This window comes from Microbacterium flavescens (assembly GCF_018588945.1).
Taxonomy (GTDB): domain Bacteria; phylum Actinomycetota; class Actinomycetes; order Actinomycetales; family Microbacteriaceae; genus Microbacterium; species Microbacterium flavescens.
The window spans coordinates 534,282-558,741 of record NZ_JAFIWA010000002.1 but is presented as its reverse complement, the minus strand read 5'-3'; the positions used below and the strand labels follow the sequence as shown (position 1 = coordinate 558,741).

Annotated in this window: 23 protein-coding genes; 7 read left to right on the top strand and 16 right to left on the bottom strand. The window is 71.5% G+C overall.

Features of this window, described 5'->3' with window-relative positions; translation table 11 throughout:
- Positions 1-17 precede the first annotated feature (17 nt).
- The gene (locus JX005_RS06275) at positions 18-536 is read left to right on the top strand and encodes an HNH endonuclease signature motif containing protein (RefSeq protein ID WP_214466552.1); all 519 of its coding nucleotides are present in this window, start codon (positions 18-20) and stop codon (positions 534-536) included.
- A gap of 93 nt (positions 537-629) precedes the next feature.
- On the top strand, positions 630-1,190 hold the full coding sequence (locus JX005_RS06270) for a GNAT family N-acetyltransferase (RefSeq protein ID WP_214466551.1): 561 nt from the start codon (positions 630-632) through the stop codon (positions 1,188-1,190).
- A gap of 6 nt (positions 1,191-1,196) precedes the next feature.
- Here the strand turns inward: JX005_RS06270 and JX005_RS06265 are convergent, their stop codons facing one another.
- Both JX005_RS06265 and JX005_RS06260 read right to left on the bottom strand, forming a co-directional pair.
- Positions 1,197-1,559 (bottom strand): YciI family protein, encoded by a 363-nt coding sequence (locus tag JX005_RS06265; protein ID WP_214466550.1) that lies wholly within the window; start codon positions 1,557-1,559, stop codon positions 1,197-1,199.
- On the bottom strand, positions 1,556-2,845 hold the full coding sequence (locus tag JX005_RS06260; RefSeq protein WP_214466549.1) for an RNA polymerase sigma factor: 1,290 nt from the start codon (positions 2,843-2,845) through the stop codon (positions 1,556-1,558). Before JX005_RS06260 ends, JX005_RS06265 begins: the two co-directional genes overlap by 4 nt.
- A gap of 202 nt (positions 2,846-3,047) precedes the next feature.
- Between JX005_RS06260 and JX005_RS06255 the strand changes: the two genes are divergently transcribed.
- On the top strand, positions 3,048-3,218 hold the full coding sequence (locus JX005_RS06255) for a hypothetical protein (protein WP_214466548.1): 171 nt from the start codon (positions 3,048-3,050) through the stop codon (positions 3,216-3,218).
- Positions 3,219-3,252: 34 nt separating this feature from the next.
- On the opposite strand, the gene JX005_RS06250 is transcribed toward JX005_RS06255, so the two are convergent.
- The 5 genes from JX005_RS06250 to JX005_RS06230 all read right to left on the bottom strand — a co-directional run bounded on the left by JX005_RS06250 (position 3,253) and on the right by JX005_RS06230 (position 7,829).
- Positions 3,253-3,771, bottom strand: coding sequence for an NUDIX hydrolase (locus tag JX005_RS06250; protein WP_214466547.1), 519 nt, complete (start codon positions 3,769-3,771; stop codon positions 3,253-3,255).
- A gap of 3 nt (positions 3,772-3,774) precedes the next feature.
- A complete protein-coding gene (locus tag JX005_RS06245; protein ID WP_214466546.1) occupies positions 3,775-4,653 on the bottom strand; it encodes a TatD family hydrolase in 879 nt (292 codons plus the stop codon).
- 36 nt (positions 4,654-4,689) lie between these two features.
- Positions 4,690-6,264 (bottom strand): methionine--tRNA ligase, encoded by a 1,575-nt coding sequence (gene metG, locus JX005_RS06240; RefSeq protein ID WP_214466545.1) that lies wholly within the window; start codon positions 6,262-6,264, stop codon positions 4,690-4,692.
- 220 nt (positions 6,265-6,484) lie between these two features.
- On the bottom strand, positions 6,485-7,303 hold the full coding sequence (gene rsmI, locus JX005_RS06235; RefSeq protein ID WP_214466544.1) for a 16S rRNA (cytidine(1402)-2'-O)-methyltransferase: 819 nt from the start codon (positions 7,301-7,303) through the stop codon (positions 6,485-6,487).
- Between the two features lie 10 nt (positions 7,304-7,313).
- Positions 7,314-7,829, bottom strand: a complete 516-nt coding sequence (locus tag JX005_RS06230) for a MarR family winged helix-turn-helix transcriptional regulator (protein WP_307858511.1) — start codon at positions 7,827-7,829, stop codon at positions 7,314-7,316.
- Positions 7,830-7,912: 83 nt separating this feature from the next.
- Between JX005_RS06230 and JX005_RS06225 the strand changes: the two genes are divergently transcribed.
- Entirely contained in the window at positions 7,913-9,577 is a 1,665-nt protein-coding gene (locus JX005_RS06225) for a dolichyl-phosphate-mannose--protein mannosyltransferase (RefSeq protein ID WP_307858510.1), read from the top strand.
- 37 nt (positions 9,578-9,614) lie between these two features.
- Here JX005_RS06225 and JX005_RS06220 read toward each other — a convergent pair whose 3' ends face one another.
- From JX005_RS06220 to JX005_RS06190, 7 genes are read right to left on the bottom strand one after another with little or no spacing between them, the layout of a single operon-like run.
- Entirely contained in the window at positions 9,615-11,465 is a 1,851-nt protein-coding gene (locus tag JX005_RS06220) for a thioredoxin domain-containing protein (RefSeq protein WP_214466542.1), read from the bottom strand.
- A gap of 10 nt (positions 11,466-11,475) precedes the next feature.
- On the bottom strand, positions 11,476-12,315 hold the full coding sequence (locus JX005_RS06215; RefSeq protein ID WP_214466541.1) for an aldo/keto reductase: 840 nt from the start codon (positions 12,313-12,315) through the stop codon (positions 11,476-11,478).
- 53 nt (positions 12,316-12,368) lie between these two features.
- Positions 12,369-13,145, bottom strand: coding sequence for an ABC transporter permease (locus JX005_RS06210; RefSeq protein WP_214466540.1), 777 nt, complete (start codon positions 13,143-13,145; stop codon positions 12,369-12,371).
- Positions 13,142-14,038 carry an ABC transporter ATP-binding protein gene (locus JX005_RS06205; protein ID WP_214466539.1) on the bottom strand — a complete coding sequence of 299 codons (897 nt, stop codon included), beginning with the start codon at positions 14,036-14,038 and terminating at the stop codon, positions 13,142-13,144. Before JX005_RS06205 ends, JX005_RS06210 begins: the two co-directional genes overlap by 4 nt.
- The gene (locus JX005_RS06200) at positions 14,035-14,331 is read right to left on the bottom strand and encodes a transcriptional regulator (RefSeq protein ID WP_214466538.1); all 297 of its coding nucleotides are present in this window, start codon (positions 14,329-14,331) and stop codon (positions 14,035-14,037) included. Before JX005_RS06200 ends, JX005_RS06205 begins: the two co-directional genes overlap by 4 nt.
- Complete coding sequence (locus tag JX005_RS06195) at positions 14,328-14,972, bottom strand: hypothetical protein (protein WP_214466537.1); 645 nt, start codon at positions 14,970-14,972, stop codon at positions 14,328-14,330. The genes JX005_RS06200 and JX005_RS06195 overlap by 4 nt, the downstream gene beginning before the upstream one ends.
- A complete protein-coding gene (locus JX005_RS06190; RefSeq protein ID WP_214466536.1) occupies positions 14,969-15,781 on the bottom strand; it encodes a CPBP family intramembrane glutamic endopeptidase in 813 nt (270 codons plus the stop codon). The genes JX005_RS06195 and JX005_RS06190 overlap by 4 nt, the downstream gene beginning before the upstream one ends.
- Positions 15,782-15,885: 104 nt before the next feature.
- Between JX005_RS06190 and hrpA the strand changes: the two genes are divergently transcribed.
- Positions 15,886-19,812, top strand: coding sequence for an ATP-dependent RNA helicase HrpA (gene hrpA / locus JX005_RS06185; RefSeq protein ID WP_214466535.1), 3,927 nt, complete (start codon positions 15,886-15,888; stop codon positions 19,810-19,812).
- A 29-nt stretch (positions 19,813-19,841) separates the two neighbouring features.
- Positions 19,842-20,783, top strand: a complete 942-nt coding sequence (locus tag JX005_RS06180) for a quinone oxidoreductase family protein (RefSeq protein ID WP_214466534.1) — start codon at positions 19,842-19,844, stop codon at positions 20,781-20,783.
- A 29-nt stretch (positions 20,784-20,812) separates the two neighbouring features.
- Here the strand turns inward: JX005_RS06180 and JX005_RS06175 are convergent, their stop codons facing one another.
- A complete protein-coding gene (locus JX005_RS06175) occupies positions 20,813-21,655 on the bottom strand; it encodes a sulfurtransferase (RefSeq protein WP_214466533.1) in 843 nt (280 codons plus the stop codon).
- A 75-nt stretch (positions 21,656-21,730) separates the two neighbouring features.
- Here JX005_RS06175 and JX005_RS06170 point away from each other — a divergent pair, with 75 nt between their 5' ends.
- Entirely contained in the window at positions 21,731-23,098 is a 1,368-nt protein-coding gene (locus JX005_RS06170) for an O-acetylhomoserine aminocarboxypropyltransferase/cysteine synthase family protein (RefSeq protein ID WP_246533567.1), read from the top strand.
- Here the strand turns inward: JX005_RS06170 and JX005_RS06165 are convergent.
- Positions 23,071-24,399 (bottom strand): M20/M25/M40 family metallo-hydrolase, encoded by a 1,329-nt coding sequence (locus JX005_RS06165; RefSeq protein ID WP_214466531.1) that lies wholly within the window; start codon positions 24,397-24,399, stop codon positions 23,071-23,073. The two genes, JX005_RS06170 and JX005_RS06165, sit on opposite strands and share 28 nt — an antisense overlap.
- Positions 24,400-24,460: the final 61 nt, after the last annotated feature.

Here is a 24,460-nt window from a genome sequence, read left to right as displayed (position 1 = left end):
GGTGGCGCTTGCGAGTCGTGATCAGCGACGCCGCATTCGAGGCGGGTGCCGCCGGAGCACCAGCCGTGGGCCTCACCGAAGACGGCCAGACTGCGCTGCCGGCGTGGCTTGTCGCTCAACAGACGTGCGAGAGCGGCACCGTGACCTGTACTTTCGACGGCGCCGGCAATCCGCTCGATCTCGGACGCGAGGCCCGCCTCTTCACGCCGAGGCAGCGCATCGCGCTCGCAGGGCGCGACGGCGGCTGCCGGTGGCGCGGGTGCGACCGTCCCGCCTCCTACTGCGAAGCGCATCACATCGACCCCTACGCGACGGGCGGCCGCACCGACGTCGATCGCGGCATCCTGCTGTGCCGCTTCCATCACATGGAGCTGCATCACGGCGGCTGGCGCATCACCCGCGACGGGCGCGCCGACTTCGTGCTCCATCCGCCACCCGGTCGGGGCGACCCGGTCATACTGCCGCCTCGCCTCACCCTCCGTCGTCTCTGGGCCGACCTCGACCCTCCGCCCCCACGCTTCCGCCCGGCGGCGTGAGGTCGGGGACCGTCAGGGTGGAGCGTTCCGCGGAAGAACGTGAGCGACCGCAGATGGGGAGACGTGCGGCGCCGCACGTGGGAGAGTCGAACGGTGCCCGATCTCCCGTCGATTCATCTGCGTCTTTGGCGCGCGAGTGACGCTCCAGCGCTGCGAGAAGCATCCGAGTCGACGCCCGACCTGGACACGCAGCTCGGCGGCGCCGACCTCAGCACAATCGCCGGCGCGCTCGAGTTCATCAAGACTCGACTTCGTCCGCGCGAAGGGGCGCGCCACTGGGCCATCGTCCATGCGGGCAGGGCCGTCGGCAACGTGGGACTCTCCGCCATCGAGCGCCGACACGGCACGGCGTGGGTGTCCTATTGGCTCGCCGACAGCGCCCGAGGAAACGGACTCGCGACAGCAGCGGTCGTGGCCGCCAGCGCGCATGCATTCGCCGACGGGATCTTCCGACTCGAACTCGGGCACCGCGTCAACAACCCGGCCTCATGCCGGGTCGCGACGCGCGCAGGCTTCTCGGTCGAAGGCATCGAACGCCAGAAGCTCCGCTACGGTGACCAGCGATTCGACGTCGAACTCCACGCCCGCCTCGCGACCGACCCGTCCCCCGACGTCACGCCCCTCTCGCTGCTCGCACCGCCGCCGAGCATCTGAGTCCGCTCAGTCGTCCGTTTCCCAGGGGAGGCTGACGGTGGGCAGGATGAGGACGCGGCCCGCGACGGCGGTCGGATGCTTCGCCATGTACGCCGCCGCCTGCTCGATCGACTCCGCCTCGAGGATGTCGTAGCCGGCGAACCACTCCTTGAACTCCGGGAACGGCCCATCGGTCACGATCGTGCGCCCGTCGCGGACGACGACCGACTTGGCGCGGTCCCGTCCGGCAACCGAACTCCCGAGCCCGAGGGTCCCGGCCCCGTCTCCCTCGTCTGCCCAGGACTCGAGCATGCGACGGTCGTCGCCCTCGGCGAGGGGCGAGCCGTCTGCGTCGGTGAGGTGGAGCACGAGGTATTGCTGAGTGGTCATGGTGTCTCTCCTGGGGTGCGGTGCCGCAGATCGCTGCGGCGGCGGATCAGATGCGCGACCTCGGCGGAGTTCGCTGCGAGGTCGATCGCGCGGTCGTAGGCGACGAGCGCGTCGTCCGAGCGGCCTATGCGGACCAGCAGTTCCGCTCGGGTGGTGTGGAAGCCGTGGTGGCCGTCCAAAGCGCCGCCCAGGCGGTCGACCATGGCGAGGGCCACCTCCGGCGAGTCGTATTCCGAGACGGCGATCGCCTTGTTGAGCGTCACGACCGGGGTCGGATCGACGCGCTCCAGCGCGTCGTAGAGCGTCACGATGCGCGCCCAGTCGGTGTCGCGAGCGTGCGCGGTCGACGCGTGCACGGCGTTGATCGCCGACAGCAGCTGGTAGCGGTGCATCCGGCCACTCCCGCGGGTTTCGGCCTCGACGCGCTCGCGCACGAGCGCGAGGCCCTCGTCGATCAGCGCACGGTCCCACGCTCCGCGGTCCTGCTCGTCGAGACGGACCAGCGCGCCGTCCGCCGAAACGCGGGCGGCGGAGCGGGCCTCGGTCAGCAGCATGAGCGCCAGCAGGCCCGTCGCCTCGGCGCGCTCATCCGAGTCCGGCGGGAGCAGGTCGCGCACGAGCCTCGTGAGCCGGATCGCCTCGCCCGTGAGGTCCGGCCGAAGCGGGCCGGAGTCAGGATCGGTGGCCAGATACCCCTCGTTGAAGATCAGGTAGAGCACCGTCAGCACGCTGTCGGTACGCTCGGCCACATCGTCCGGTTCGGGCATCGCGAACGGCACACGCGTCGCACGGATCCGGGCCTTGGCGCGGCTCAGCCGCTGCCCCATGGTGGTCTCGCGAACAAGGAATGCGCGGGCGATCTCGGCGACGGTGAGGCCGCCCACGATGCGCAGGGTCAGCGCGACGCGCGCCTCCATCGGCAGCACGGGATGACAGCACACGTACACCAGTCGTAAGCGGTCGTCCTCGATCGCGCCGACGTCTTCGGTCTCCGAGTCGTCCGCGAGCATGAGCGCCTCCCGGTGCAGATCGTCTCGCCGCGCCTCACGCCGGAGCCGGTCGATGGCCTTGCGGTATGCGGTGGTGGTGATCCACGCGCCGGGGTTGGGCGGGACCCCGTCGACGGGCCAGCGCTCGACCGCGACCGCGAAGGCCTCGGCTGCCGTCTCCTCGGCGATGTCGAGGTCTCCCAATCGACGTGCGAGGCCGGCGACCACCCGCGTCCATTCGCGTCGGTGGGTGGACGCGATCGCGGCTGCGACGTCGGCAGCCTCGCTTCGGACCATGCCCCACCCCTTCACTCGGTGATCGCAGAATCGCGACCCTTCACCAGATCGACGAACGGCTCTCGTCCGATTCGACACCGCGGCAGAAGAAAAGTTCAAGAGCTTCGCGATCCGGCGCTCCGTGTCGAATCGCACCGTCGCCGTTCGTGGCAAGGGTGAGGCGGATCACCGGATCGGCCACATCACGAGAGGTTGCGACGCCATGTACAGCACAATGACCGCCGACGACGAGCGCGAGTACGCCGACCGTATCCGCGAGGCGCGACTGCAGCGCCTCCGCACCCGCCGAGCGCGTCGGCATGCATTCTGGTCCGACCTGAGCGAGTTCCTGCTGTCGATCCCCGCCGGAATCGGCATTCGCATCGGGGGCTGACGATCGCGGCGGCCCTTCCGGCACGCGAGTCAGATCACCCGCGCGCGTCGATGAGCTGGGCGAGCCGCGCGCCGAGCTGCTCGAGTCTCGGCACCCACGGACCAGCCATGTCACCGGCATCGCATCGCCGGAGCGTCTCGGCGAACGGAACCCACGCGCTCTCGCACACCTCTTCCGGATCGAGTTGCAGCACAGGGTCGCCCGACACACGCGCGAAGTACAGGTCGAACAGCGCCTGCCGCTCGACCACTCGACCGACCAACTCCAGCTCGTCGACGCCGACGCGCACGCCGGCCTCCTCCTCGAGCTCGCGCACCGCACCCTCGGCGCTCGACTCGCCCGCGAGCGCACTTCCGGCGGGGAACTCCCAGTACAGCGGCCAGTCCTTCACCGCAGCCCGCCGCGTCATGAGCACGAGACCGTCGCCGCGCATGACGCACACCGACGCCACGATGTGGAACAGACCCTCGGGAAAGTCAAGACCACCGCGGCGAAAAGTCGCACCAGTGGGCGCGCCCGAGGCATCCGTCAGATCCCACAGCTCGCCGTCCACGGATCAGTCCTCGAACGGGCCGTAGACCTCGAGCGTGTTCGACGCGACCTGCGCGCACAGCTCATCGAGATCCACGCCGAGCTCGTCCGCCATGAACCGCATCGTCACCGGAATCAGATACGGCGCATTCGGACGACCACGATGCGGCACCGGCGTGAGGAACGGGGCATCCGTCTCGACCAGGATCCGATCGCGCGGAATGACCGCGAGCGCATCCCGCAGATTCTGCGCGTTCTTGAACGTGACATTGCCCGCGAACGACAGGTAGTACCCACGCTCGGCAGCGATGTGCGCCATCGCCTCGTCTCCGGAGAAGCAGTGGAACACCGTGCGCTCCGGCGCACCCACGCGCTCGAGCGTCGAGAGCACGGCCTCATGCGCGTCGCGGTCGTGGATCTGCATGGCGATGCCGTGCTTCTTGGCGAGCGCGATATGAGCCTCGAACGAGCGGAACTGCGCCGGAAGACCCTCCTCGTCGGTGCGGAAGAAGTCGAGGCCGGTCTCGCCGATCGCACGCACGCGCGGGTGGGCCGCCAGCTCGTCGATCACGGCGATCGCTTCGTCCAGCCCTCCAGCCGCCTCGTACGCCGGGGCCTCGTTCGGGTGGATCGCCACCGCAGCCAGCACACGGGGGTGGGATGCCGCGGCCCACGCCGACCACCGGCTCGAGTCGATATCGCCACCGGCCTGCACGACGCCGACGACGCCGACCTCGCCTGCACGGGCGAGCTGCTCGTCGAGCGACAGCCCGACGCCGTCCTCGATCTCGAGGTGCGCATGGTTGTCGTAGACCGGCACCGCCAGCGGCTCGGGCGCGTCGGGATAGGTGACGTCGCGTGACCCCTTCTCCCGCGAACGGACGTAGGTGCTGGGATCAGTCATCGCTCTCCCGGTCGTCGACCGGCGACCGCCAGGCCATCAGACCGACTGCTCCACCCGCGGGAACAGCGGGGCGAGCCCGTTGACCGACGTGCCGGGCTTCAGCACACCCCAGCCGCCCGCTTCGCGGATCGGCTGGTCCTGCAGGCGTCCGAGCGACTCTGCCGCGCCCAGGGCGATCCAGAGCTTCTCGGTCGACGCGGGCATCACGGGCGACAGCAGCACCGCCAGCGCACGAAGCCCTTCGGCCGCCGTGTACAGCACGGTGCCCAGACGCGCATGCTGCGCGTCGTCCTTCGCCAGCACCCACGGCTCGTTCTCGGTGATGTAGAGGTTCAGCGCGTCGACGATCGTCCAGATCGAGGAGATCGCCTCGTCGATGCGGAAGCGCTCGATCGCCGCATCCGCGTTGGCCGCGGCATCCGCCACCGTCTTCTGCACCCGCAGATCAGCCTCGGAGTACTCGGCCGCCGGGGGCAGCACGCCCTCGAAGTACCGCTCGATCATCGCCGTCGTGCGCGAGGCCAGGTTGCCGAAGCCGTTCGCGAGCTCGGCCTGGTAGCGGGCCGAGAGGTCTTCCCACGAGAACGAGCCGTCCTGGCCGAACGCGATCGCCGAGAGGAAGTAGAAGCGGTACGCGTCCGAGCCGAACACGTCGGTGATCTCGGTCGGAGCGATGCCGGTGAGCTTCGACTTCGACATCTTCTCGCCGCCGACCAGAAGCCAGCCGTGCGCGAACACGCCGCGCGGCACATCGACGCCGGCGGCCATCAGCATCGCCGGCCAGATCACCGCGTGGAAGCGCAGGATGTCCTTGCCCACCACGTGGTACGCCGGCCAGCGGCGCGCGAACTGCTCGGGATCGGTTCCGTAGCCGACCGCCGTGGCGTAGTTGAGCAGCGCATCGATCCACACGTAGATGACGTGCGACTCGTCCCAGGGCACCTTGATGCCCCAGTCGAACGTCGAACGCGACACCGAGAGGTCCTTGAGGCCCTGCTTGACGAACGAGACGACCTCGTTGCGGGCGGACTCCGGCTGGATGAAGTCGGTCTTGTAGAGCTCGAGCAGGCGGTCCTGGAACTCGCTCAATTTGAAGAAGTAGTTCTTCTCGTGCAGGAGCTCGAGCGGCTTGGAGTGGATCGCACAGACCTTCAGACCCTCGAACGGACCCGTGCCGTCGACGATCTCGGCCTCGGGCTTGAACTCCTCGCAGCCCACGCAGTACAGCGCCTCGTACTCGCCCGCGTAGATGTACCCGCGGTCGTACAGCGCCTGGAAGAACACCTGCACGTTGCGCTCGTGGCGCTCCTGCGTCGTGCGGATGAAGTCGTCGTTTGCGATGTCGAGCGTCTTGAGCAGCGGGAACCACGACTCCCCCACGAGCCGGTCGACCCACTGCTGGGGCGTGACGCCGTTGGCGGTCGCCGCGCGGAGCATCTTCTGGCCGTGCTCGTCGGTGCCCGTGAGCATCCAGGTGTCGTCGCCCGCCTGGCGGTGCCAGCGCGCGAGCGTGTCGACCGCCACGGTGGTGTAGCCGTGACCGATGTGGGGCACGTCGCTCGGGTAGTAGATCGGCGTCGTGATGTAGAAGGACTGGCGGCCGGAAGTCACCCGAGGATTCTAGTCGCGCCCGCGCCTGCCACCGGCCGACGTGACGTTGGGGCCTCTGCGGGAGGTCGGGTGAGGGACGATCGTCATGTGACGCGTTTCGTCTCGCTTCGCTCGCTCAACGACCCGAGGGAGGGGTGCGCTCGCTCAACGACCCGAGGGAGGGGTGCGCTCGCTCAACGACCCGCGGGAGGGGTGCGCTCGCTCAACGACCCGCGGTTCGTCAGCCGCGGACGGCGAGCGCGGCCTGATACAGCTCGCGCGAGGAGTGGCCGGTGTGCGCGGCCACCTCGCCCGAGGCATCCTTCAGCCGCGTGCCGCCGCGCACCAGCTCCAGCACCTGCGTCACCGCGTCGGGAAACGCGACCTCGCGCGGGGCGGCGCCTGCGACGACGACGACCAGCTCCCCGCGGACGCCCTTCGCCGCCCAGTCGACGAGCTCGTCGAGCGTGCCGCGCGCCACCTCCTCGTACAGCTTCGTCAGCTCCCGGCAGACCGCCGCGCGCCGGTCGCCGCCGAACGCCGTGGCCATATCGGCGAGCGTCGAGGCGACGCGGGTGGGTGCGTCGAAGAACACCATCGTGCGGGGCTCGTTGGCGAGCCCTCGCAGTGCGCCCGCGCGCTCGCCCGGCTTGCGGGGCACAAAGCCCTCGAACGTGAACCGGTCGGTGGGGAGGCCCGAGATGGCGAGCGCGGTGAGCACGGCGCTCGGCCCAGGGAGGGCGGTGACGGCCACCCCCGCTGCGGCGGCCGCCGCCACGAGACCGTAGCCCGGGTCGCTCACCGTCGGCATGCCCGCATCGCTCAGCACGAGAACGTCGCGGTCGCGGGCCAGCTCGACGAGCTCGGGCGCCCGGTCCTTCTCGTTGTGGTCGTGCAGCGCGATGAGGCGCGGACGGTTCTCGACGCCGAGCGCTGCGAGAAGGCGCTGGGTGGTCCGCGTGTCCTCGGCGGCGATCACGGTCGCGGTCTGGAGGGCCTCGACGAGGCGCCGAGAGGCATCCCCGAGATTTCCGATCGGCGTGGCCGCGAGGATGATCACGCCCTTCAGCCTACGGCGCGGGCGCCGCCTCGGACACGGGCTCGATCTGGTCCACGGCGTTCTGCAGGCGACTGAGCGCGTCGATGACGATGCGGGTCTCCTCGGGCGTCATGCCGATGACGGCGTCGAGCATGCGGGTGTGCATCGCGCCGAGCGTGCGCCGCACCTCCTCGTCCGTATCGACGGTGGGTGTCACCACGATCCGCCGCTGGTCGCTCTGATGCGGCCCGCGTCGTACGTGACCCGACTTCTCGAGCCGGTCGATGATCGCGGTCATCGACGCGGTCGACACCCCGAGGTAGCGCGCCAGCTCTCCGGGCGAGACCACGCGGCTCTCGCGCTCGGCCTTGAGCAGGTACCGGAGGGTGAGCAGGTCGTTCTCCCCCATCGACATCGAGTCGCGCGTACGGCGTCGCATCGCCACCTCGGACGCCCGGTACGTGCGGAACGCCTGCAGCAGCTCGATCGCGCGAGCGCGACGGTCGTCGGCGCCCTCGCCGTACCAGTACCCGCTGTTGTGCTCCACGTCAGGAATCATACGAGCGGCACTTCCCACCAGCGGCGCCCCGTGCACGAAAGGCCCAGGTCGGGCCCACCTAGAATGTGCGGGTGACGCACGCCGCCCGGCTGGACGCCGACCCGCCCGCCGAGCCGGCCGAGTCCGCCGAGCCGGCCGAGTCCGCCGAGCCCGCCGAGCCGCTGCTCCCGCCGGTCCGGCCGAGCCTGTACGACCGCTTCGCGTCGCGCCTCGCGGGCGACGTGCGCGCGCAGCGCCTGTACGCCTGGCTGGGCCCCGCGATCGTCGTGCTCCTCGCCGCCGCCCTGCGCTTGTGGAACCTCGCGGCCGCCCACGACCTGATGAACCAGTTCGACGAGACGTACTACGTCAAGGACGCCTGGACCCTGTCGCAGCTCGGCTACGAGGCGGCCTGGCCGTCCGAGGCGAACAGCCGCTTCCTCGCCGGCGACGTGAACGTCTTCACCACCGACCCGGCCTTCGTCATCCATCCGCCGCTCGGCAAGTGGATCATCGCTCTCGGGATGATGGTGCTCGGGCCCGCGAACGGATGGGGCTGGCGCATCACGACCGCGCTCCTGGGCACGGCGGCCGTCCTCCTCCTCATGCTCATCGCGAAGATGCTGACCCGCTCGACGACCTTCGCCGTCGTCGCGGGCCTGCTCATGGCCGTCGACGGCCTCGCGATCTCCATGAGCCGCGTGGCGCTCCTCGACACGCCGCTCCTCTTCTTCGTGCTGCTCGGCTTCCTGTTCGTGCTCCTCGACCGGGAGCGCACGATGACGCGCATCGCGCAGACGGTCGCAGCCCGCTACAACGGCGACGAGCCGCCGGCATGGGGGCCGCTGCTGTGGAACCGGCCGTGGATCCTCGCCGCGGGTGCGGCGCTGGGCGCGGCATCCGCTGTCAAATGGTCGGGGGTGTGGGTGCTCGCCGGACTCGGCGTCTACCTCGTCGTCACCGACGCGCTCGCACGACGACGGGCGGGCGTGCTGTTCTGGCCGACCGACGCGATCCGGCAGGGCGTCGCCACGTTCGTGCTGCTGGTCCCGGTCGCCGTTGCGGTGTACGTCGCGTCGTGGTCGGGCTGGCTCCTGACCGACGGCGGCTACGGCCGCCACGCCGCGGACGCGAACCCGGCCACCGGAGTGTGGGCGTGGGTGCCCCTGCCGCTGCAGAACCTGTGGCTCGACCACGTGGCCATGTTCACCTCCGCCTCGGGGATCACGTCCGGGCATTCGTACGCGAGCCCGGCCTGGCAGTGGCCGCTGCTGCTGCGGCCGACCGGCATGTACTACCACCACGACGCGGTGGGGGTCGACGGCTGCGCCGCCTCGAACGGCTGCTCGGAGGTCGTCGCCAGCATCCCGAACCCGCTCGTCTGGTACGCCGGCGTGGCCGCCGTCCTCTATCTGGCGTACCGGTTCGTCGTCGCCCGCGACTGGCGGCACGCGCTCGTGCTCACCGGCATCGGGGTCACGTACGTGCCCTGGCTCTTCTACCCCGAGCGCACGATCTTCCAGTTCTACACGGTGCTCGTGCTGCCGTTCATGCTGCTCGCGCTCACGTTCGCGCTGCGCGACATCGCGGGGCCGCAGCACGCCGACGCGTATCGACGCCACACCGGGCAGCGACTCGTCATCGTCTTCCTGGCCGTCGCCCTCGCGCTCTCGGCGTTCTGGTATCCGGTGATCTCGGCCATGCCGGTGCCGTACGACTTCTGGCGGCTGCACAACTGGCTGCCGTCCTGGGTCTGACCGGTCCGGCGGCAGCCGGGTCAGCCGGGATCCGCCGTCAGTCGGGGAGACCGGTGAGGTCGGCCGCGTCCGTCACCGGAAGCCGGCACGCGAAGTCGCGGCAGTCGTAGGCGGTCGCGACGCCGCCCGTCGCCACCTTGCCCTCGAAGAGCCCGAATCCCTCGGCGGCGAACGCGTCGGCCTGCGCGGGTGCGACCACGGCGATGACATCGGCCGGGATGCCGCGGGCCGCGGTCGCCAGAGCATCCGACGCGTCGTCGGTCACGACCACGACCTGATGCGGCGGTGCGGCGAGCAGAGCGGCCGTCCGCAGCAGCGCGCCGTACGCGAGGGGCTGCGCCAGCGCGGCGGACGCGTGCGCGCCGACGATCCGCTCGGCCGCCTCCCGCAGCTCGTCCGCCCCGAGCATCCACAGGGCGACGGCGGCGTCGGCGAGTGCAGCGGCCCCTGACGGTTCATCACCGTCGGAGGCGGCATTCGGTGCTCCCACTCCCTGCGCAGCCAGCACGGGGTCTCCCCCGCCCGGCACGACGACAGCACCGTCCGGGCCGATGCACGCCGTCACGAGCTCGCGAGCCCGCACGGCGTAGGCCACGTCGCCCGTGGCCACGGACAGCCGGACGAGTCCGCCCGCCAGCTGACCGTAGTCGGCCGGCGTCGCCGACGCGCGCGAGGGGATCTCGTCGAGCGACGCCCGCACGAGCCGGCCATCGTCGGCGGTGTTGGTCTCGAGCACGGCCTCAGCGGCCCATCGCGCCGCTTCGATCCACCGCGGCTCGCCGAGGCGCAGCCCGGCTCGCGCGAGTGCGCCGATCGCCAGCCCATTCCACCCGGTGACGACCTTGCCGTCGACCGCCGGCGGTTCGAGGGCCGTCCGGGCCGCGGCATCCCGCGCGTAGTAGCCGCCCTCGCTGCGGGCGCCGTCGATCCACGACTCGGAATCCTGGGCGGCGCCGAAGCCTCCGCTGGGCTGCTGCAGCACGTCGAGCAGGAATCCCGCCACGCCGCGCGCCGTCTCGTGATCGCCGGCGTCGATCGCCACCTCGAGCAGCTGCGCGTTGTCGGTCAGCATCCGCTCGTAGTGCGGCACCGTCCAGTCGCGGCGGGTCGCGTAGCGGAAGAACCCGCCCTCGACGGCATCGCGCAGCGGCGAGGCGGCCATCGCGGCGAGGGCACGGTGTGCGACAGCGGAGGCCTCGGGCGCTGCCTCCCGCACTGCTCGCGCCTGCAGGAAGCGCAGGGCGGTGGCCACCGGGAACTTCGGCGCGGCCGGATCGCCGCCGCCGAAGCCGCCGAACTCCGGATCCTCGCGCGACGCGAGTGCCCGAGCGGCTTCGGCGAGCTGCTCGATGGAGGGCAGAGCGGATGCCTCGTCCCCAACGCCTTCCCGAACCTCGGCGAGCGCCGACACCACCGCCTCGGCGGTGCCGTCGACCTGGTCGCGGCGCTCCTCCCACGCCTCGCGCACGGCGGCGAGCACCTGCCGGAACGCGGGCAAGCCGCCCCGCGGCTGCGGCGGGAAGTACGTCCCGGCGAAGAACGGGCGTCCCTCGGGCGTCGCGAAGACCGTCAGCGGCCAGCCGAGGTTCGCCGTGAAGGCGCCGGCAGCCGCCATGTAGGCGGCATCCACCTCGGGATGCTCCTCGCGGTCGACCTTGATGGACACGAACCCGGCGTCGAGCTCCGCGGCCGTCGTGGGATCGTCGAACGACTCCCTCGCCATGACGTGGCACCAGTGGCAGGTGGAGTAGCCGATCGACACCAGCACCGGCACGTCGCGGGCGCGCGCCTCGGCGAACGCCTCCTCGCCCCACGGGAACCACGAGACCGGGTTGCCCGCGTGGGCGCGCAGGTAGGGGCTGGTGGCTTCCGCGAGACGGGGGTTCATGGCATGCCGATCAGTTGACCTCATCGGGGTGCGAGCTCACCCGGCCGGCGCCGCCCGGCTGGTCCATCGCGTCGATCGCGGCGACCTCGGTGTCGGTGAGCTCGAAGTCGAACACGTCGAGGTTCTCCTGGAGCCGTTCGCGGCGCACCGACTTCGGGAAGACGATGAACCCCTTCTGCAGGTGCCACCGCAGCACGGCCTGCGCAGGGGTCTTGCCGTGCGCCGCGGCGGCCGCCGCGACGGGCTCGGCGCCGAAGAGGTCGTACTTGCCCTGGCCGAGCGGGCCCCACGACTCGATCTTCACGCCGTTCGCGGCCGCCCAGTCGGTGATCTCGCGCTGCTGGTACGCAGGGTGCAGCTCGATCTGGTTGACGGCGGGCACGACGCCCGTAGCCGCCACGATCTTCTCGAGGTGAGGAACCAGGTGGTTGGAGACGCCGATGCTGCGGGCCAGTCCGGCCTCGCGGAGCTCGACGAGCTTCTCCCATGCGTGCACGTAGTTGTCGCGGGCCGGAGTCGGCCAGTGCACGAGGTAGAGGTCGACCCGGTCGAGCCGGAGCTTCTCGAGGCTCTCCGCGATCGCCGCACGCGGCTCGTCGCCGTCGTGGCGGTCGTTCCACAGCTTCGTCGTGATGAACAGCTCGTCGCGGCCGAGTCCGCTCGCCGCGATGGCCGCGCCGACGCCCTCCTCGTTGCCGTAGATGGCCGCCGTGTCGATGTGCCGGTAGCCGACCTCGAGAGCCTCGGACACCGCCCGCTCTGTCTCGGCCGGCGGCACCTTGAACACGCCGTAGCCGAGCTGGGGGATGTCGTAGCCGTCGTTGAGCTTCACGGTGGGAGTCTGTGCCATACCATCCAGCCTACGAGCGCCGCGACCTGCCGAGACCCCCCTTGCGCTCGCGCTCAGCGGAAGCGTCGACCCTGGTCGCGGCGGTACAGGACGAGCGCGAGCGCGAACGATCCGATGGTCCAGGCGAGCAGCCCCACCCACACCCACCACTCGAGCGGACCGCCCTCGACCGCCCAGATGACGAACTCCCGCGCCTGGCGCGACGGCGTGAACTTCGAGATCGCGTCCAGCCAGTTCGCGAAGAGGACGGGCGGCAGGAACAGACCGCCGATGAACGCGAGAGAGAACATGACGATCTGCACCACCGCGATCGCCGCCTTGAACGGAAGGGCGTAGCCGATCGCGCTGCCGATGAACATGAACGGCAGCGCCGACACGCACAGGGCCAAGACGCCCGCGAGGATCCGCAGCGGCGGAGCCTCCGCAGCGGTGAGCAATCCGCCGACGACGATGACCGGGATGATCGCGAGCAGGCCGAGCGCGCCCGTCGACACGAGCTGCGCGAGCACGCGGGCCACCCCTGGGGCGGGGAGCGTGCGCAGATAGGGATCCCAGGGCTTCTCGCGATTCTCCGAGATCGTCAGTCCGAACGAGAACAGCGCGTTGGACATGACGGCGAACACGGCGAGGGAGATGACGGCCGCGGTGGCGTAGACGGGGTTCTCGGCGACAGTCCGCTGCGGCACCACGAAGAACAGCAGGGCGAGCGCGGGGAAGACGAGCGTGCCGATCACGGCCACGGGCACGCGCAGCGTCTCGATCAGGCCGTACTTGGCGTGGAGTGCGGTGAGGCGGGCGGTGGAGCGTCCGCGCTCGGTCACGGAGGTCATGCGGACTCCTTCAGGGCGGCACCGGTATCGGTCAGGGCGAGGAAGGCCTCCTCGAGGGTCGCGCCGCGCACGGTGAGGTCGCGGAAGTCGAGGCCGGACCCGACGAGCTCACGCACGAAGGCGTCGGCATCGGCGACGGTGAGCTCCTCGCGTCCGTCGGAGCTCTCGCGGCGGACGACGCTCGGCAGCAACCCGACGCGAACGGGATCGTCGGTCGCGAGGGCTACGCGGCTGACACCCACCCGCGCCAGCACCGACGCCACCGTGTCGTCGGCGAGCAGCCGGCCCTCTCCCACGACGATCACGCGCTGCGCGAGCGCCTCGATCTCCTCGAGGTAGTGGCTGGTCACGACGACGGTGGCGCCGGCGCGGTGCTGCCGCCGGATCGCCTCCCACAGCGTCCGGCGGGCGTCCACGTCGAGCCCCGTGGTCGGCTCGTCGAGCAGCACGAGACTCGGCCGCCCGACGAAGGCGAGCGCGACGGCCAGGCGGCGCTTCTGGCCGCCGGACAGCGCACCGCACTGGCGCCGGAGCAGCTCGCCCAGGCCGAACTCCTCGGCGAGCTCGCCCGTGGGAACGCGATCGGGGAAGTGGCCGCCGACGTAGTCGACGACCTCACCGACCCGCAGCGTCTCAGGCAGCGCGGTCTCCTGCGGCGTGGTGCCGAGGCGTCGTCGGCGCCGCGCGTCGAGCGGGTTCCCGCCGAAGAGGGTCACCGTGCCGGCGGTCGGCCTGCGCAGGCCCTGGAGCAGGGTGAGCAGCGTGGTCTTGCCGGCGCCGTTCGGCCCGAGCAGGCCGACGAGGGTGCCCGCCTCGATGGTGAGCGAGATGTCGTCTACGGCGACGACGTCGCCGAAGGTGCGGGTGACGTGATCGAAGGCCGCCAGTGTCATGGTCGTTCTCCCAGAACAGCTCGAAGGGTGTCGGTGTAGTCCTCGAACGCTCGCCTGCCTCGCTTGGTCAGAGCGAGGTACGTGACCGGTGTGCGGCCGCGGTGGGTCTTGTCGACGGCGACGTAGCCGGCATCCTCGAGCTTGCGCAGATGCGTCGACAGGTTGCCGGCGGTCATGTCGAGGAGCTCCTGCAGCCGGGGGAACGCGATGCTCTCTCCGGGGTCGAGGGTCGCAAGAGCCGCCGTGATCCGCAGCCGCGCCGCGGCGTGGATGACGGGATCGAGTTCGGTCATCGGCGCACCCACAGCCCCACCACGAGTGCTCCGACGAGGAACACGCCGCCGCCCGCGAGCGCGAACACGAGGTAGTGCGTCGGGTAGCCGAAGTACGGGGCGACGAGCGCCACGACGACGATCCACCCGCCCATCCAGAGCGCCGGTCGCGCCTGCCAGATCGCCCCCGCGATCATGTACATGATCCCGACGAACAGCACCGATCCCGTCGGATAGAAGATGTTCGCGAGCTCTCTCGGCATGCCGTTAGCGATGAGGGCGCTGCCGAAGACCATCAGTGAGACGAAGCCGACCACCCACGTCACGCCGAACACGGACCCCGTGAATCCGGCCTGCGGAGTGGAGCGGATGCCGCGCTGGCTGCGGGCGCCGAGCACGCCCGAGGCGACGAGCGCGCCGGCCATGAGCGCAATGAACACCACGACGGCCACCGGCAGGGGCACCGAGTAGCCCGGCTTGGCGCCGTCGATGAGCCACAGCAGGCCGAAGCCGACGAACCAGGCGATCCCCCACGCCAGGAGGATCCACGGGACGAACGCCGCCAGCTGCCGGGTCATGCTGTCCTGCTGCCGCTCCAGCAGCGCGAGCATGTCGGCGGGGTCGCCGTTCGAGTCCTCGTCGAGGTCGCGGTCGCGGTTCATGGGGCTCCGATCGGGAGGAAGGGGACGATGAGCGCAGGGATCGTGGTGAAGAGGTTGATCGTGCCGTGCGCGATGATGAGCGGCAGCAGCCGTCGCTGCCGCCAGGCGATCACGCCCGCGCCCAGACCCCAGACGAAGAACGCGCTGACGTAGATGAGCACGGCGGTGCTGGTGGGTGCGAACCACGCGTGCTGCAGCCCGAACAGGGCGGACGGGATCAGGATTGCGAGGGCCACCGCCCACCGCGAAGCGATCGCGCGCTGGGCGTGGCCTCGGTAGACGAGCTCTTCCGTCGGAGCGTTCAGCGGGGCGAAGGTCAGCACGGCGATGATGCCGAGCACGAGAGTCACCGCGGGCGAGAACTCCGGCGCGGGATCCGCCCCGACGAACACGAGCTCGAATTGCGAGAACGCCTCCGAGCCGTAGAGCAGCCACATCATGCCCGTGATGGTGAGCACGAAGGGCACCGAGAGGACGAGGAGCCACAGCATCCCCCACAGGATGTCGCGGCCGAGGGCGCCGGTGCGGGCGCCGATGAGCTCGCGGGCGCCGGCACCCTCCCGGCGGAGGCGACGCACGACGAGCCACAGGCAGAAGACATTCACCGGCACCATCGCGACCGTGGCCACAAGCGGCGACGGTGGGAAGGCGGTCCAGCCTGCGGTGACACCCACCACCACCCAGGCCAGCGCGCACGCCAGCGCGACGAGCGCCACCCGCAGCGCGGGCATGCCGAGTCCCCAGCCGAGCGAGGGCGTGCCGGAGCGGGTGGCAGGGGCACCCGTCGAGCCGGCAATCATCGAGGTCATGTGAACTTTGTACTGCAAAGTTGTTTGCGGGTCAATGCCCCGACGTGGCAGCCATCGGCACCGCCGGACGCCGCCGCAGCCGGTCCGTCATACGATGGAGGGCTATGTCTGCGCCCGAACCCGTGATCTCCTACCCGCCGGAGCTGCCCGTCAGCGCCGCGCGCGCGGAGATCTCGCGTGCGATCCGCGACCACCAGGTCGTGATCGTTGCCGGCGCGACCGGCTCGGGCAAGACGACCCAGCTGCCGAAGATCTGCCTCGAACTGGGCAGGACCCGCATCGCCCACACGCAGCCGCGCCGCATCGCCGCGCGGACGATCGCGGAGCGCGTCGCGGAAGAGCTGCAGGTCCCGCTCGGCACCACCGTCGGCTACAAGGTGCGCTTCACCGACAAGGTCTCCGACGACACGCGCATCGCGCTGATGACCGACGGCATCCTGCTCAACGAGATCCACCGCGACCGCCTGCTGAAGCGGTACGACACGATCATCGTCGACGAGGCGCACGAGCGTTCGCTCAACGTCGACTTTCTCATCGGATATCTCAAGCGGGTCCTCCCCCGCCGGCCCGACCTCAAAGTCATCATCACGAGCGCGACGATCGATCCCGAGAGCTTCGCGCAGCACTTCGCGGCAGCCGACGGAACCCCCGCGCCGATCGTCGAGGTCTCCGGCCGCACCTACCCCGTCGAAGTGCGCTATCGCCCGCCCGCCCCCTCTGCGAAGGACGAGGCCGACGACGTCGACGGCATCACCGCCGCGCTGCGCGAGCTCGATCGCGAGCCCGCCGGCGACGTGCTGGTGTTCCTGCCGGGCGAGGCGGAGATCCGCGACGCGATGGATGCCGTACGCGGCATGTACGCGAAGGATGCCGCGCCGACCGAGGTGCTGCCGCTGTACGGGCGGCTCAGTTCGGCCGAGCAGCACCGCGTGTTCGAGCGCTCGGCCGTCGCGGGCGTGCGCCGACGGGTCATCCTCGCCACCAACGTCGCCGAGACCAGCCTCACCGTGCCCGGCATCCGCTACGTCGTCGACACCGGCACCGCCCGCATCTCGCGATACAGCAACCGCAGCAAGATCCAGAGGCTGCCCATCGAGCCGATCTCGCAGGCATCGGCGCAGCAGCGCTCGGGTCGTGCCGGGCGCACGAGCCCCGGTGTCGCGATCCGGCTCTACGCCGAGGACGACTTCACCGCGCGCGACGAGTTCACCGAGCCCGAGATCCTCCGCACGAGCCTGGCCTCCGTCATCCTCCAGATGCTCTCGCTCGGCTTCGGCGACATCTCGTCCTTCCCGTTCCTCATGCCGCCCGACTCACGGGGCGTGAAGGCGGCGTTCGACCTCCTCGTCGAGCTCGGCGCGGTGCGTGCAGGGCGAGACGGCGACCGCTCCCCCGTTCTGACCGACCTGGGTCGCGAGATCGCGCGCCTGCCCATCGATCCCCGCTTCGCGCGCATGCTCCTCGAGGCGCGGCGGACGAACGTGCTGCGCGATGTGCTCGCGATCGTGGCAGGCATGTCGATCCAGGACGTGCGGGAGCGCCCCGAGGAGCGCCGCGAGGAGGCCGACCGCTTCCACGCGCGGTTCACCGACCCGACGAGCGACTTCCTGAGCCTCCTGAACCTGTGGAACCACCTGCAGGAGAAGCAGACCGAGCTGGGCTCGAGCGCCTTCCGTCGTCTATGCCGTCAGGAGCACCTCAACTACGTCCGGGTGCGCGAGTGGGCCGACGTGCATCGCCAGCTCAGCGCCATCCTCGGCCTGTCGCGCAAGGCGTCGGCCGGCTCGTCGGGCCAGACGGCCGATCCCGCCGACATCCACCGCGCGATCCTCTCCGGCCTGCTGTCGCAGATCGGCATCCTCGATGATCGCGCGCCCGCCAAGACCCCACCGCGCGGCAGCGGCCGGTCCGGCGGCGAGCGCCCCGAGCGGCGCTCCGCCGAATACCTCGGCGCCCGCGGCACGCGCTTCGCGATCTTCCCCGGCTCCGGCCTTCGGAAGCAGCGACCCACGGCGGTCATGGCGGCCGAGGTGGTCGAGACCTCCCGCCTGTTCGCGCGGACGGTCGCCGCCATCGACCCGGAGTGGGCCGAGCCGCTCGCGGGCGATCTCGCCAAGCGCCGGCTGAGCGAGCCTCACTGGTCCAAGGCCGCGGGCGCGGCATCCGCCTATGAGAAGGTGACGCTCTTCGGCGTCGACATCGTGCCGAAGCGACGGGTGCAGCTGGCCCGGTTCGACCGCCCCTTCGCGCGGGAGCTGTTCCTGCGGCATGCCCTCGTCGAGGGCGAGTGGGATGCCTCGGCCCTCGACAAGCGACTGACCGCGTTCGAGCGCCGCAACCTCGAGCTGCGGAGGCGCCTCGAGAAGATCGAGGAGCGCGAGCGGCGCCGCGACATCCTCGTCGGCGACGAGGCGGTGTACCGGTTCTACGACGCCCGCATCCCGCGCGACGTCTTCGACGTGCGCTCGTTCGAGGCGTGGTGGCGTGACGCGTCGCAGCGCACTCCGCGCCTGCTCGACATGACCGAGGCCGACCTCGTCGACGAGGCGTCGCGCGGCGACGAGCGCGACTTCCCCGCACGCTGGCAGCAGGGCGACCAGGTGCTCTCGCTCGCGTACCGGTTCGAGCCGGGCGCACCCGACGACGGCGTGACCGCGGTGGTGCCCCTGGCGCTCCTCGCCCAGCTGCGCCCCGACGGCTTCGACTGGCAGGTGCCGGGGATGCGCGACGAGCTCATCACCTCCCTGCTGCGCGCGCTCCCCAAGTCGATCCGGCGCCACGTCGTGCCGGCCGCGGACTGGGCGGCGACCCTCGGGGCGGAGCTGGCCGGACAAGGACCGGAGTCGCACGCGGGTCTCCCACCGACGGGGCTCCGCGAAGCGCTCGCGGCCCGCATCCAGCGCGTCGCGAACCAGCCGGTGTCGGCCGACGACTTCGAGCTCGATCGCGTGCCGGGCCACCTCCAGGTGTCATTCCGCGCGGTCGACGAGCGGGGCAGGACGGTCGGCTCCGACCGCGACCTCTCGGCGCTCCAGGACCGTCTCGCCGACCGAGCCCGCTCGGCCGTGTCGCGGTCGCTGAGCGAGCCCCGCGAGACGAGGCGCCGCGGCCCCGCCGCGACCGCCGGTCCCCAGCCGCGACCCGCACCCGCGCCATCGTCGTTCGCCGAGCGGACCGGTCTCACCGAGTGGTCCTTCGGCGACCTGCCCGAGGTGGTCGACACGCGGGTCGCCGGCGGCGTCGTGCGGGGCTACCCCGCGATCGTGGATGAGGGCGGGTCGGTCGCCCTGCGGATCGAGGCCACACCCGAGGCCGCCGCGACGGCGACGCAGGCGGGTGCGCGCCGGCTGCTCCTCCTCGCCGTGCCCTCGCCCTCCGCCTACGTTCTCGACCACCTGACCTCCGCCGAGAAGCTCGCGCTCGCGGCGTCGCCCTATCCGTCCGCGAAGGCACTCGTCGAGGACGCCCGCGTCGCGGTGGCGGATGCCGTCATCGCACGCACCGCACCGCACGGTGTCGTGCGCACCCGCGCGGGGTTCGACGCCGTGCGCGACGCGCTGTCATCGGTCGTCGTCGATGAGCTCTTCCAGACGGTGTCGCTGACGGCTCGGATCCTCACGGCGTCGCGTGACGTGGAGCGCGCCGTGCGCGACCAGAACTCGCTGACGCTGCTCGGCGCGCTGAACGACGTGAAGAGCCAGGTCGCCGGGCTCGTTTTCCCTGGGTTCGTCTCGCGGACCGGCACCGCACGGCTCGCCCACCTCCCGCGGTATCTCCGCGGGGCGCTCGACCGAGTGAAGGCGCTCGGCGACAACCCCGGCCGCGACCGCCAGCGCATGACGGAGTTCGAACGGGCGGCCGCTGCCTTCGCCGAGGCCGGCGGTGTGATCCCGGTGCCGGTGAGCCAGACCCCCGCGCTGACGCATGCGCGCTGGCTTCTGGAGGAGTATCGCGTCAGTCTGTTCGCGCAGCAGCTCGGCACGGCCGAGCCGGTGTCGCTGCAGCGCATCCAGAAGGCGCTGCGGGAATAGCGTCCGAGAACGAGGAGGTTGCCCCTGCCATGGCCACTGCGATCGTGTACACCGAATTCGGCGGACCCGAGGTCCTCCACGCCATCGAGATCCCCGCGCCCGTCCCCGGTGCGGGCGAGGTCGCGATCCGCGTCGAAGCGGCCGGGGTCAATCCCATCGACGCCAAGCTCCGCTCCCGCGCACGCGCCTCAGCCGACATCGTCGAGCCGCGCCGCGTGGGCAACGACGGGGCCGGCGTGGTGACGGCGGTCGGCCACGACGTCGACGGCTTCACGCCCGGCGATGCGGTCGTGTTCTCCGGCGCGTCGGGCGCCTACGCCACCGACCTCGTCGTCCCGGCCGACCGCGTGAGCTTCCGGCCGCCGCAGGTGGACGCCGCGACCGGGGCGGCGCTCGGGATCCCCGTGGGCACGGCGTACCAGACGCTGCGCTCGCTGTCCGTCGGACCCGGCGACACGCTGCTCCTGCACGCCGGCTCGGGTTCGGTCGGCCAGGCCGCGATCCAGTTCGCGGTGCTGTGGGGTGCGACCGTCATCGCGACCTCGTCGCCCCGCCGCGCCGACGGCGTGCGGGCGCTGGGCGCCACGCCCGTGCCCTACGGCGACGGCCTCGCCGACCGCGTGCGCGAGCTCGCACCGAAGGGCATCACCGTCGCGATCGACGCCGCCGGCACGGATGAGGCGCTGCAGACCTCGATCGAGCTGGTCGCCGACAAGAGCCGCATCGCGACGCTGGTGAGGGGACGGGATGCCGCGGGCCTCGGGATCCGCGCGTTCTCCGGCGGCGCCCCCTGGCCCCTGACCGCGCAGCAGCAGGCCTGGCGAGGCGAGGCGGTGCCTGTCGCGCTCGCGCTGCTGGCCGCCCGCCGCTTCAGCGTCGAACTCGGCCCGTCGTTCCCGCTCGCGGACGCGGCGGAGGCTCACCGTGCCGTCGAGGCCGGGGTGGACGGCAAGATCACGCTCGTCCCATAGCGGACCCGAGCGGCGCTTCGACCGCGGGTTCAGACGCCGCCCGGCGCGGCTCCGGTCGCGACCGGGCGTCCCGGTGTGTTGGACCACTGGCTCCACGAGCCCGGGTAGATGCGCAGGTCGAGTCCGGCCAGCTCGGCGGCGAACGCGGCCTGCGCCGCGGTGACTCCCGATCCGCAGTACGCCGCCGCCGTGACGCCGGGCACGACGCCGGCCTCGGCGAACAGCGCGCGGAGGGCCGCGGCATCCCGGAATCGATCGTCCACCACGTAGGCGGTCGTCGGCAGATTCACGGCGCCCGGGATGTGCCCTGCCACGGGGTCGACCGGTTCGATCTCGCCGCGATATCGCTCGGCGGCACGCACGTCGAGCAGCACGCCCGTCGCGGGCAGCGCCGCTGCGTCGTCGATCGACAGCACGGGCTCGGACAGGGGTTCGAGCACCACGTCGCCCGGCTCGGGCACCACCTCGCCGGTATCCAGGGCGAGACCCGCAGCCTTCCAGGCACCGAGCCCGCCGTCGAGGACGCGCACGTCGGTCACACCGCTGCGCGTGAGCAGCCACCACGCGCGCGACGCGCCGAGCGAGCGGGCATCGTCGTAGACGACCACGGTGTCGCCCGAGCGCAGGCCCCAGCGGCGGGCGGCCGTCTGCAGGTCGTCGAGGGCGGGGAGCGGGTGCCGCCCATCCTCGGGGCGTCCGTGGCGGGACAGCTCGGACTCGAGGTCGACGTACACGGCCCCGGGCACGTGCCCGGCGAGGTACTCGGGACGCCCGTCGGGCTGGTCCAGGCGATACCGCACGTCCAGCACGCGCACGTCGGCACGTCCGGCGAGAAGGTGGTCGAGTTCTGCGGGAGTGATGAGCTGGGCCACCTCTCCATCCTCTCCCAGGCGCAACAGTTCGACACAGGGGAATGCCCGGCGCCTCGCGCCCCGACAATGGTTCGCATGCCACAGTCCCCTCGCTCGTTCGCGACGGCGCAGGTGCAGGCGGGTTACGACGCCGGCGTCGCCGAGCACACCGCCGTGCCGTCGATCCACCAGTCGAACGCGTTCGAGTTCGGGTCGCTGAGCGAGGCGCGCGACCTGTTCGCACTCCGCCGCGACGGCAACATCTACAGCCGCGCCGCGAATCCCACCGTCCTCGTGCTCGAGAAGCGCGTCGCGGAGCTGGAGGGCGGCATCGCCGCGGCGGGCGTCGCGTCGGGCCAGGCGGCGGTGGCCGTCGCACTGCTCGCGCTCGCCAAGCAGGGTGAGCACATCGTCGCGGCGCGCCAGCTGTACGGCGGCACAGTCGACCTGCTGCAGGACACCTTCGCCGACTGGGGCATCGAGGTCACCTTCGTCGATCAGGACGACACGGATGCCTGGGTCGCGGCCGTCCGCCCCGTCACCCGCGCGTTCTTCGCGGAGTCGATCACGAATCCGATCGCGCAGGTGCTCGACGTCCGCGCCGTCGCCGACATCGCCCACCGCGCCGGCGTGCCGCTCGTGATCGACGCCACCGTGGCGACACCCTACCTGCAGAAGGCCAGGGACCTCGGCGCCGACATCACCGTGCACTCCGCCACGAAGTTCCTGGGCGGGCACGGCACGTCGCTCGGCGGCCTCGTCGTCGACCTCGGCACCTTCGACTTCACGGCCGAGCCGGGGCGCTGGCCCCAGCTGACGCAGACGTACGCGCGTGTGCCCAGCGGCAGCCTGATCGAGCGCTTCGGCGCGACGGGGTCGCCCTACATCGCGCTGGTGAAGACGAAGTACGTGCACGACCTCGGCCCCTCGCTGTCCGCGTTCAACGCCTTCCAGCTGCTGCAGGGCCTCGAGACGCTCGACCTGCGCATCGCGCGTCACTCCGCGAGCGCGCTGGAGGTCGCGCGATTCCTCGACGGACACGACGCCGTCGCGCGGGTGCACCACCCGGGGCTGGAGTCGAGCCCGTGGCACGACCTCGCACGTGAGTACCTGCCGCGCGGCGCGAGCTCGGTGTTCGCCTTCGACCTGCCGGGCACCGGAGACGCGGACGCGGACTTCGCCGCGGTCGAGGCGTTCATCGCCCGTCTGCACCTGGTGAAACTGGTCGCCAACATCGGCGACGCCCGCAGCCTCGTCGCCCATCCGTCGTCGATGACCCACAGCCACCTGTCGCCGGCGCAGCTCGCCGAGGCCGGCATCTCGCCGACGACGATCCGCCTGTCGATCGGGCTCGAGGATCCGGCCGACCTCGTGGCCGACCTCGCGCAGGCCCTCGCGGGCGCGCCCGCCGCCGCCGCGCCCTCAGTCGCCGCCCCTCAGCTGGCGGCGAGCAGCGCCCGGTAGAACCCGATCCCGCGCAGCCACACGTCGACGCGGATGCGCTCGTCGTGCGAGTGCAGCGCGTCGCGTTCGACGCGCGTGAGGTGGAACGGCGTGAAGCGGTACACGTTGCCGGAGATCGCCGTGAACCACCGGCTGTCGCTCGCGCCCAGCTGCAGATAGGGCGTCGTCACGATCTCCTCGCCGAGCGACGACGACACCGCGGTCGCGAGCCGCCGCCACGCCTCGCCCTGCCACGGCGACACCGGCGATGGATCGGAGCCGTGACGCACCTCGATCTCGACCCCGGGGTCGGCGATCACCCGGCGGACACGCTCTGCGGCGCCGTCGACGGTGTCGCCCGTGAGCAGGCGGATGTTGATCGACGCCTTGGCCGTGGTCGCGAGCACGTTCTCGCCGGGTGCGCCGCTGAGCTCGGTCGCGACGGCGGTCGTGCGCACGATCGCGTTCATCTCGGGACCCAGCCGCGAGAAGACGGACGCCACCAGCGGCCCGGTGACGGCGAGACTGCGGAAGAGGGCCCGCAACGGCTGCGGCGCGTGCGGGGCGAGCGTCGAGAGCATCGCGCGCACCGGCGGCGCGAGACGGGTCGGGAACGGATGCCGGTGGAGCCGGTCGATCGCGCGGGCGAGGCGCGCCGTGGCCGGCACGGCGGGCGGGGTCGACGCGTGTCCGCCGCCCTCGCGCGCGGTGAGCAGCACCGTCATGACCCCGCGCTCCGCGACCCCGACCATCGCGGTCGGCACGGTGACGCCGGGGATCACCCCCTCGACGACGGCGCCGCCCTCGTCGAGCACGAGACCGGGTCGGATGCCGCGTGCGCGCAGCTCCTCGACGATCGCGCGTGCCCCTCCGCCGGCCGTCTCCTCGTTGTGGCCGAAGGCGAGGTACACGTCGCGATCGGGAGCGAACCCCTCGGCCACGAGCTGTTCGACGGCCTCGAGCACCGCGACCAGGGCTCCCTTGTCGTCGATCGCGCCGCGCGCGTGGATCGCGGCATCCGCCCCCTCTCCCACGATCTCGGCGCCGAACGGGGTGGTGTCCCACTCGGACTCGACGACGGGCACGACGTCGATATGCGCCATGAGCACGAGCGGGGCCGCGGCATCCGCTCCCCGCCAGTGGAACAGCAGCGAGTGCCCGTCGACGACCTCGCGGTCCAGCGCCGTGTGGACCCCCGGATAGAGGCGCTCCAGGGCTGCCTGGAAGGCGTCGAATGCCGCCCAGTCGATCTCGGACTCGTCGGCGTGCGACACGGTCGGAATGCGCAGGAGCTCGCGGAAGCGGTCGACGGGGGATGCCACGCCCCGAGCCTAATCCGACCGACGCGCCGCGCCCCGGCGGGCGAGCGCCCCGGGCCCGCCG

Bases quoted from the DNA above. Each gene is read 5' to 3' on its own strand.
- JX005_RS06265 (WP_214466550.1), bottom strand. From the start codon at position 1,559: ATGACCACTCAGCAATACCTCGTGCTCCACCTCACCGACGCAGACGGC.
- JX005_RS06195 (WP_214466537.1), bottom strand. From the start codon at position 14,972: ATGAACCGCGACCGCGACCTCGACGAGGACTCGAACGGCGACCCCGCC.
- JX005_RS06200 (WP_214466538.1), bottom strand. From the start codon at position 14,331: ATGACCGAACTCGATCCCGTCATCCACGCCGCGGCGCGGCTGCGGATC.
- JX005_RS06190 (WP_214466536.1), bottom strand. From the start codon at position 15,781: ATGACCTCGATGATTGCCGGCTCGACGGGTGCCCCTGCCACCCGCTCC.
- JX005_RS06245 (WP_214466546.1), bottom strand. From the start codon at position 4,653: ATGACTGATCCCAGCACCTACGTCCGTTCGCGGGAGAAGGGGTCACGC.
- JX005_RS06260 (WP_214466549.1), bottom strand. From the start codon at position 2,845: ATGGTCCGAAGCGAGGCTGCCGACGTCGCAGCCGCGATCGCGTCCACC.
- JX005_RS06205 (WP_214466539.1), bottom strand. From the start codon at position 14,038: ATGACACTGGCGGCCTTCGATCACGTCACCCGCACCTTCGGCGACGTC.
- JX005_RS06210 (WP_214466540.1), bottom strand. From the start codon at position 13,145: ATGACCTCCGTGACCGAGCGCGGACGCTCCACCGCCCGCCTCACCGCA.
- JX005_RS06180 (WP_214466534.1), top strand. From the start codon at position 19,842: ATGGCCACTGCGATCGTGTACACCGAATTCGGCGGACCCGAGGTCCTC.
- JX005_RS06170 (WP_246533567.1), top strand. From the start codon at position 21,731: ATGCCACAGTCCCCTCGCTCGTTCGCGACGGCGCAGGTGCAGGCGGGT.
- JX005_RS06255 (WP_214466548.1), top strand. From the start codon at position 3,048: ATGTACAGCACAATGACCGCCGACGACGAGCGCGAGTACGCCGACCGT.
- hrpA (WP_214466535.1), top strand. From the start codon at position 15,886: ATGTCTGCGCCCGAACCCGTGATCTCCTACCCGCCGGAGCTGCCCGTC.
- JX005_RS06220 (WP_214466542.1), bottom strand. From the start codon at position 11,465: ATGAACCCCCGTCTCGCGGAAGCCACCAGCCCCTACCTGCGCGCCCAC.
- JX005_RS06215 (WP_214466541.1), bottom strand. From the start codon at position 12,315: ATGGCACAGACTCCCACCGTGAAGCTCAACGACGGCTACGACATCCCC.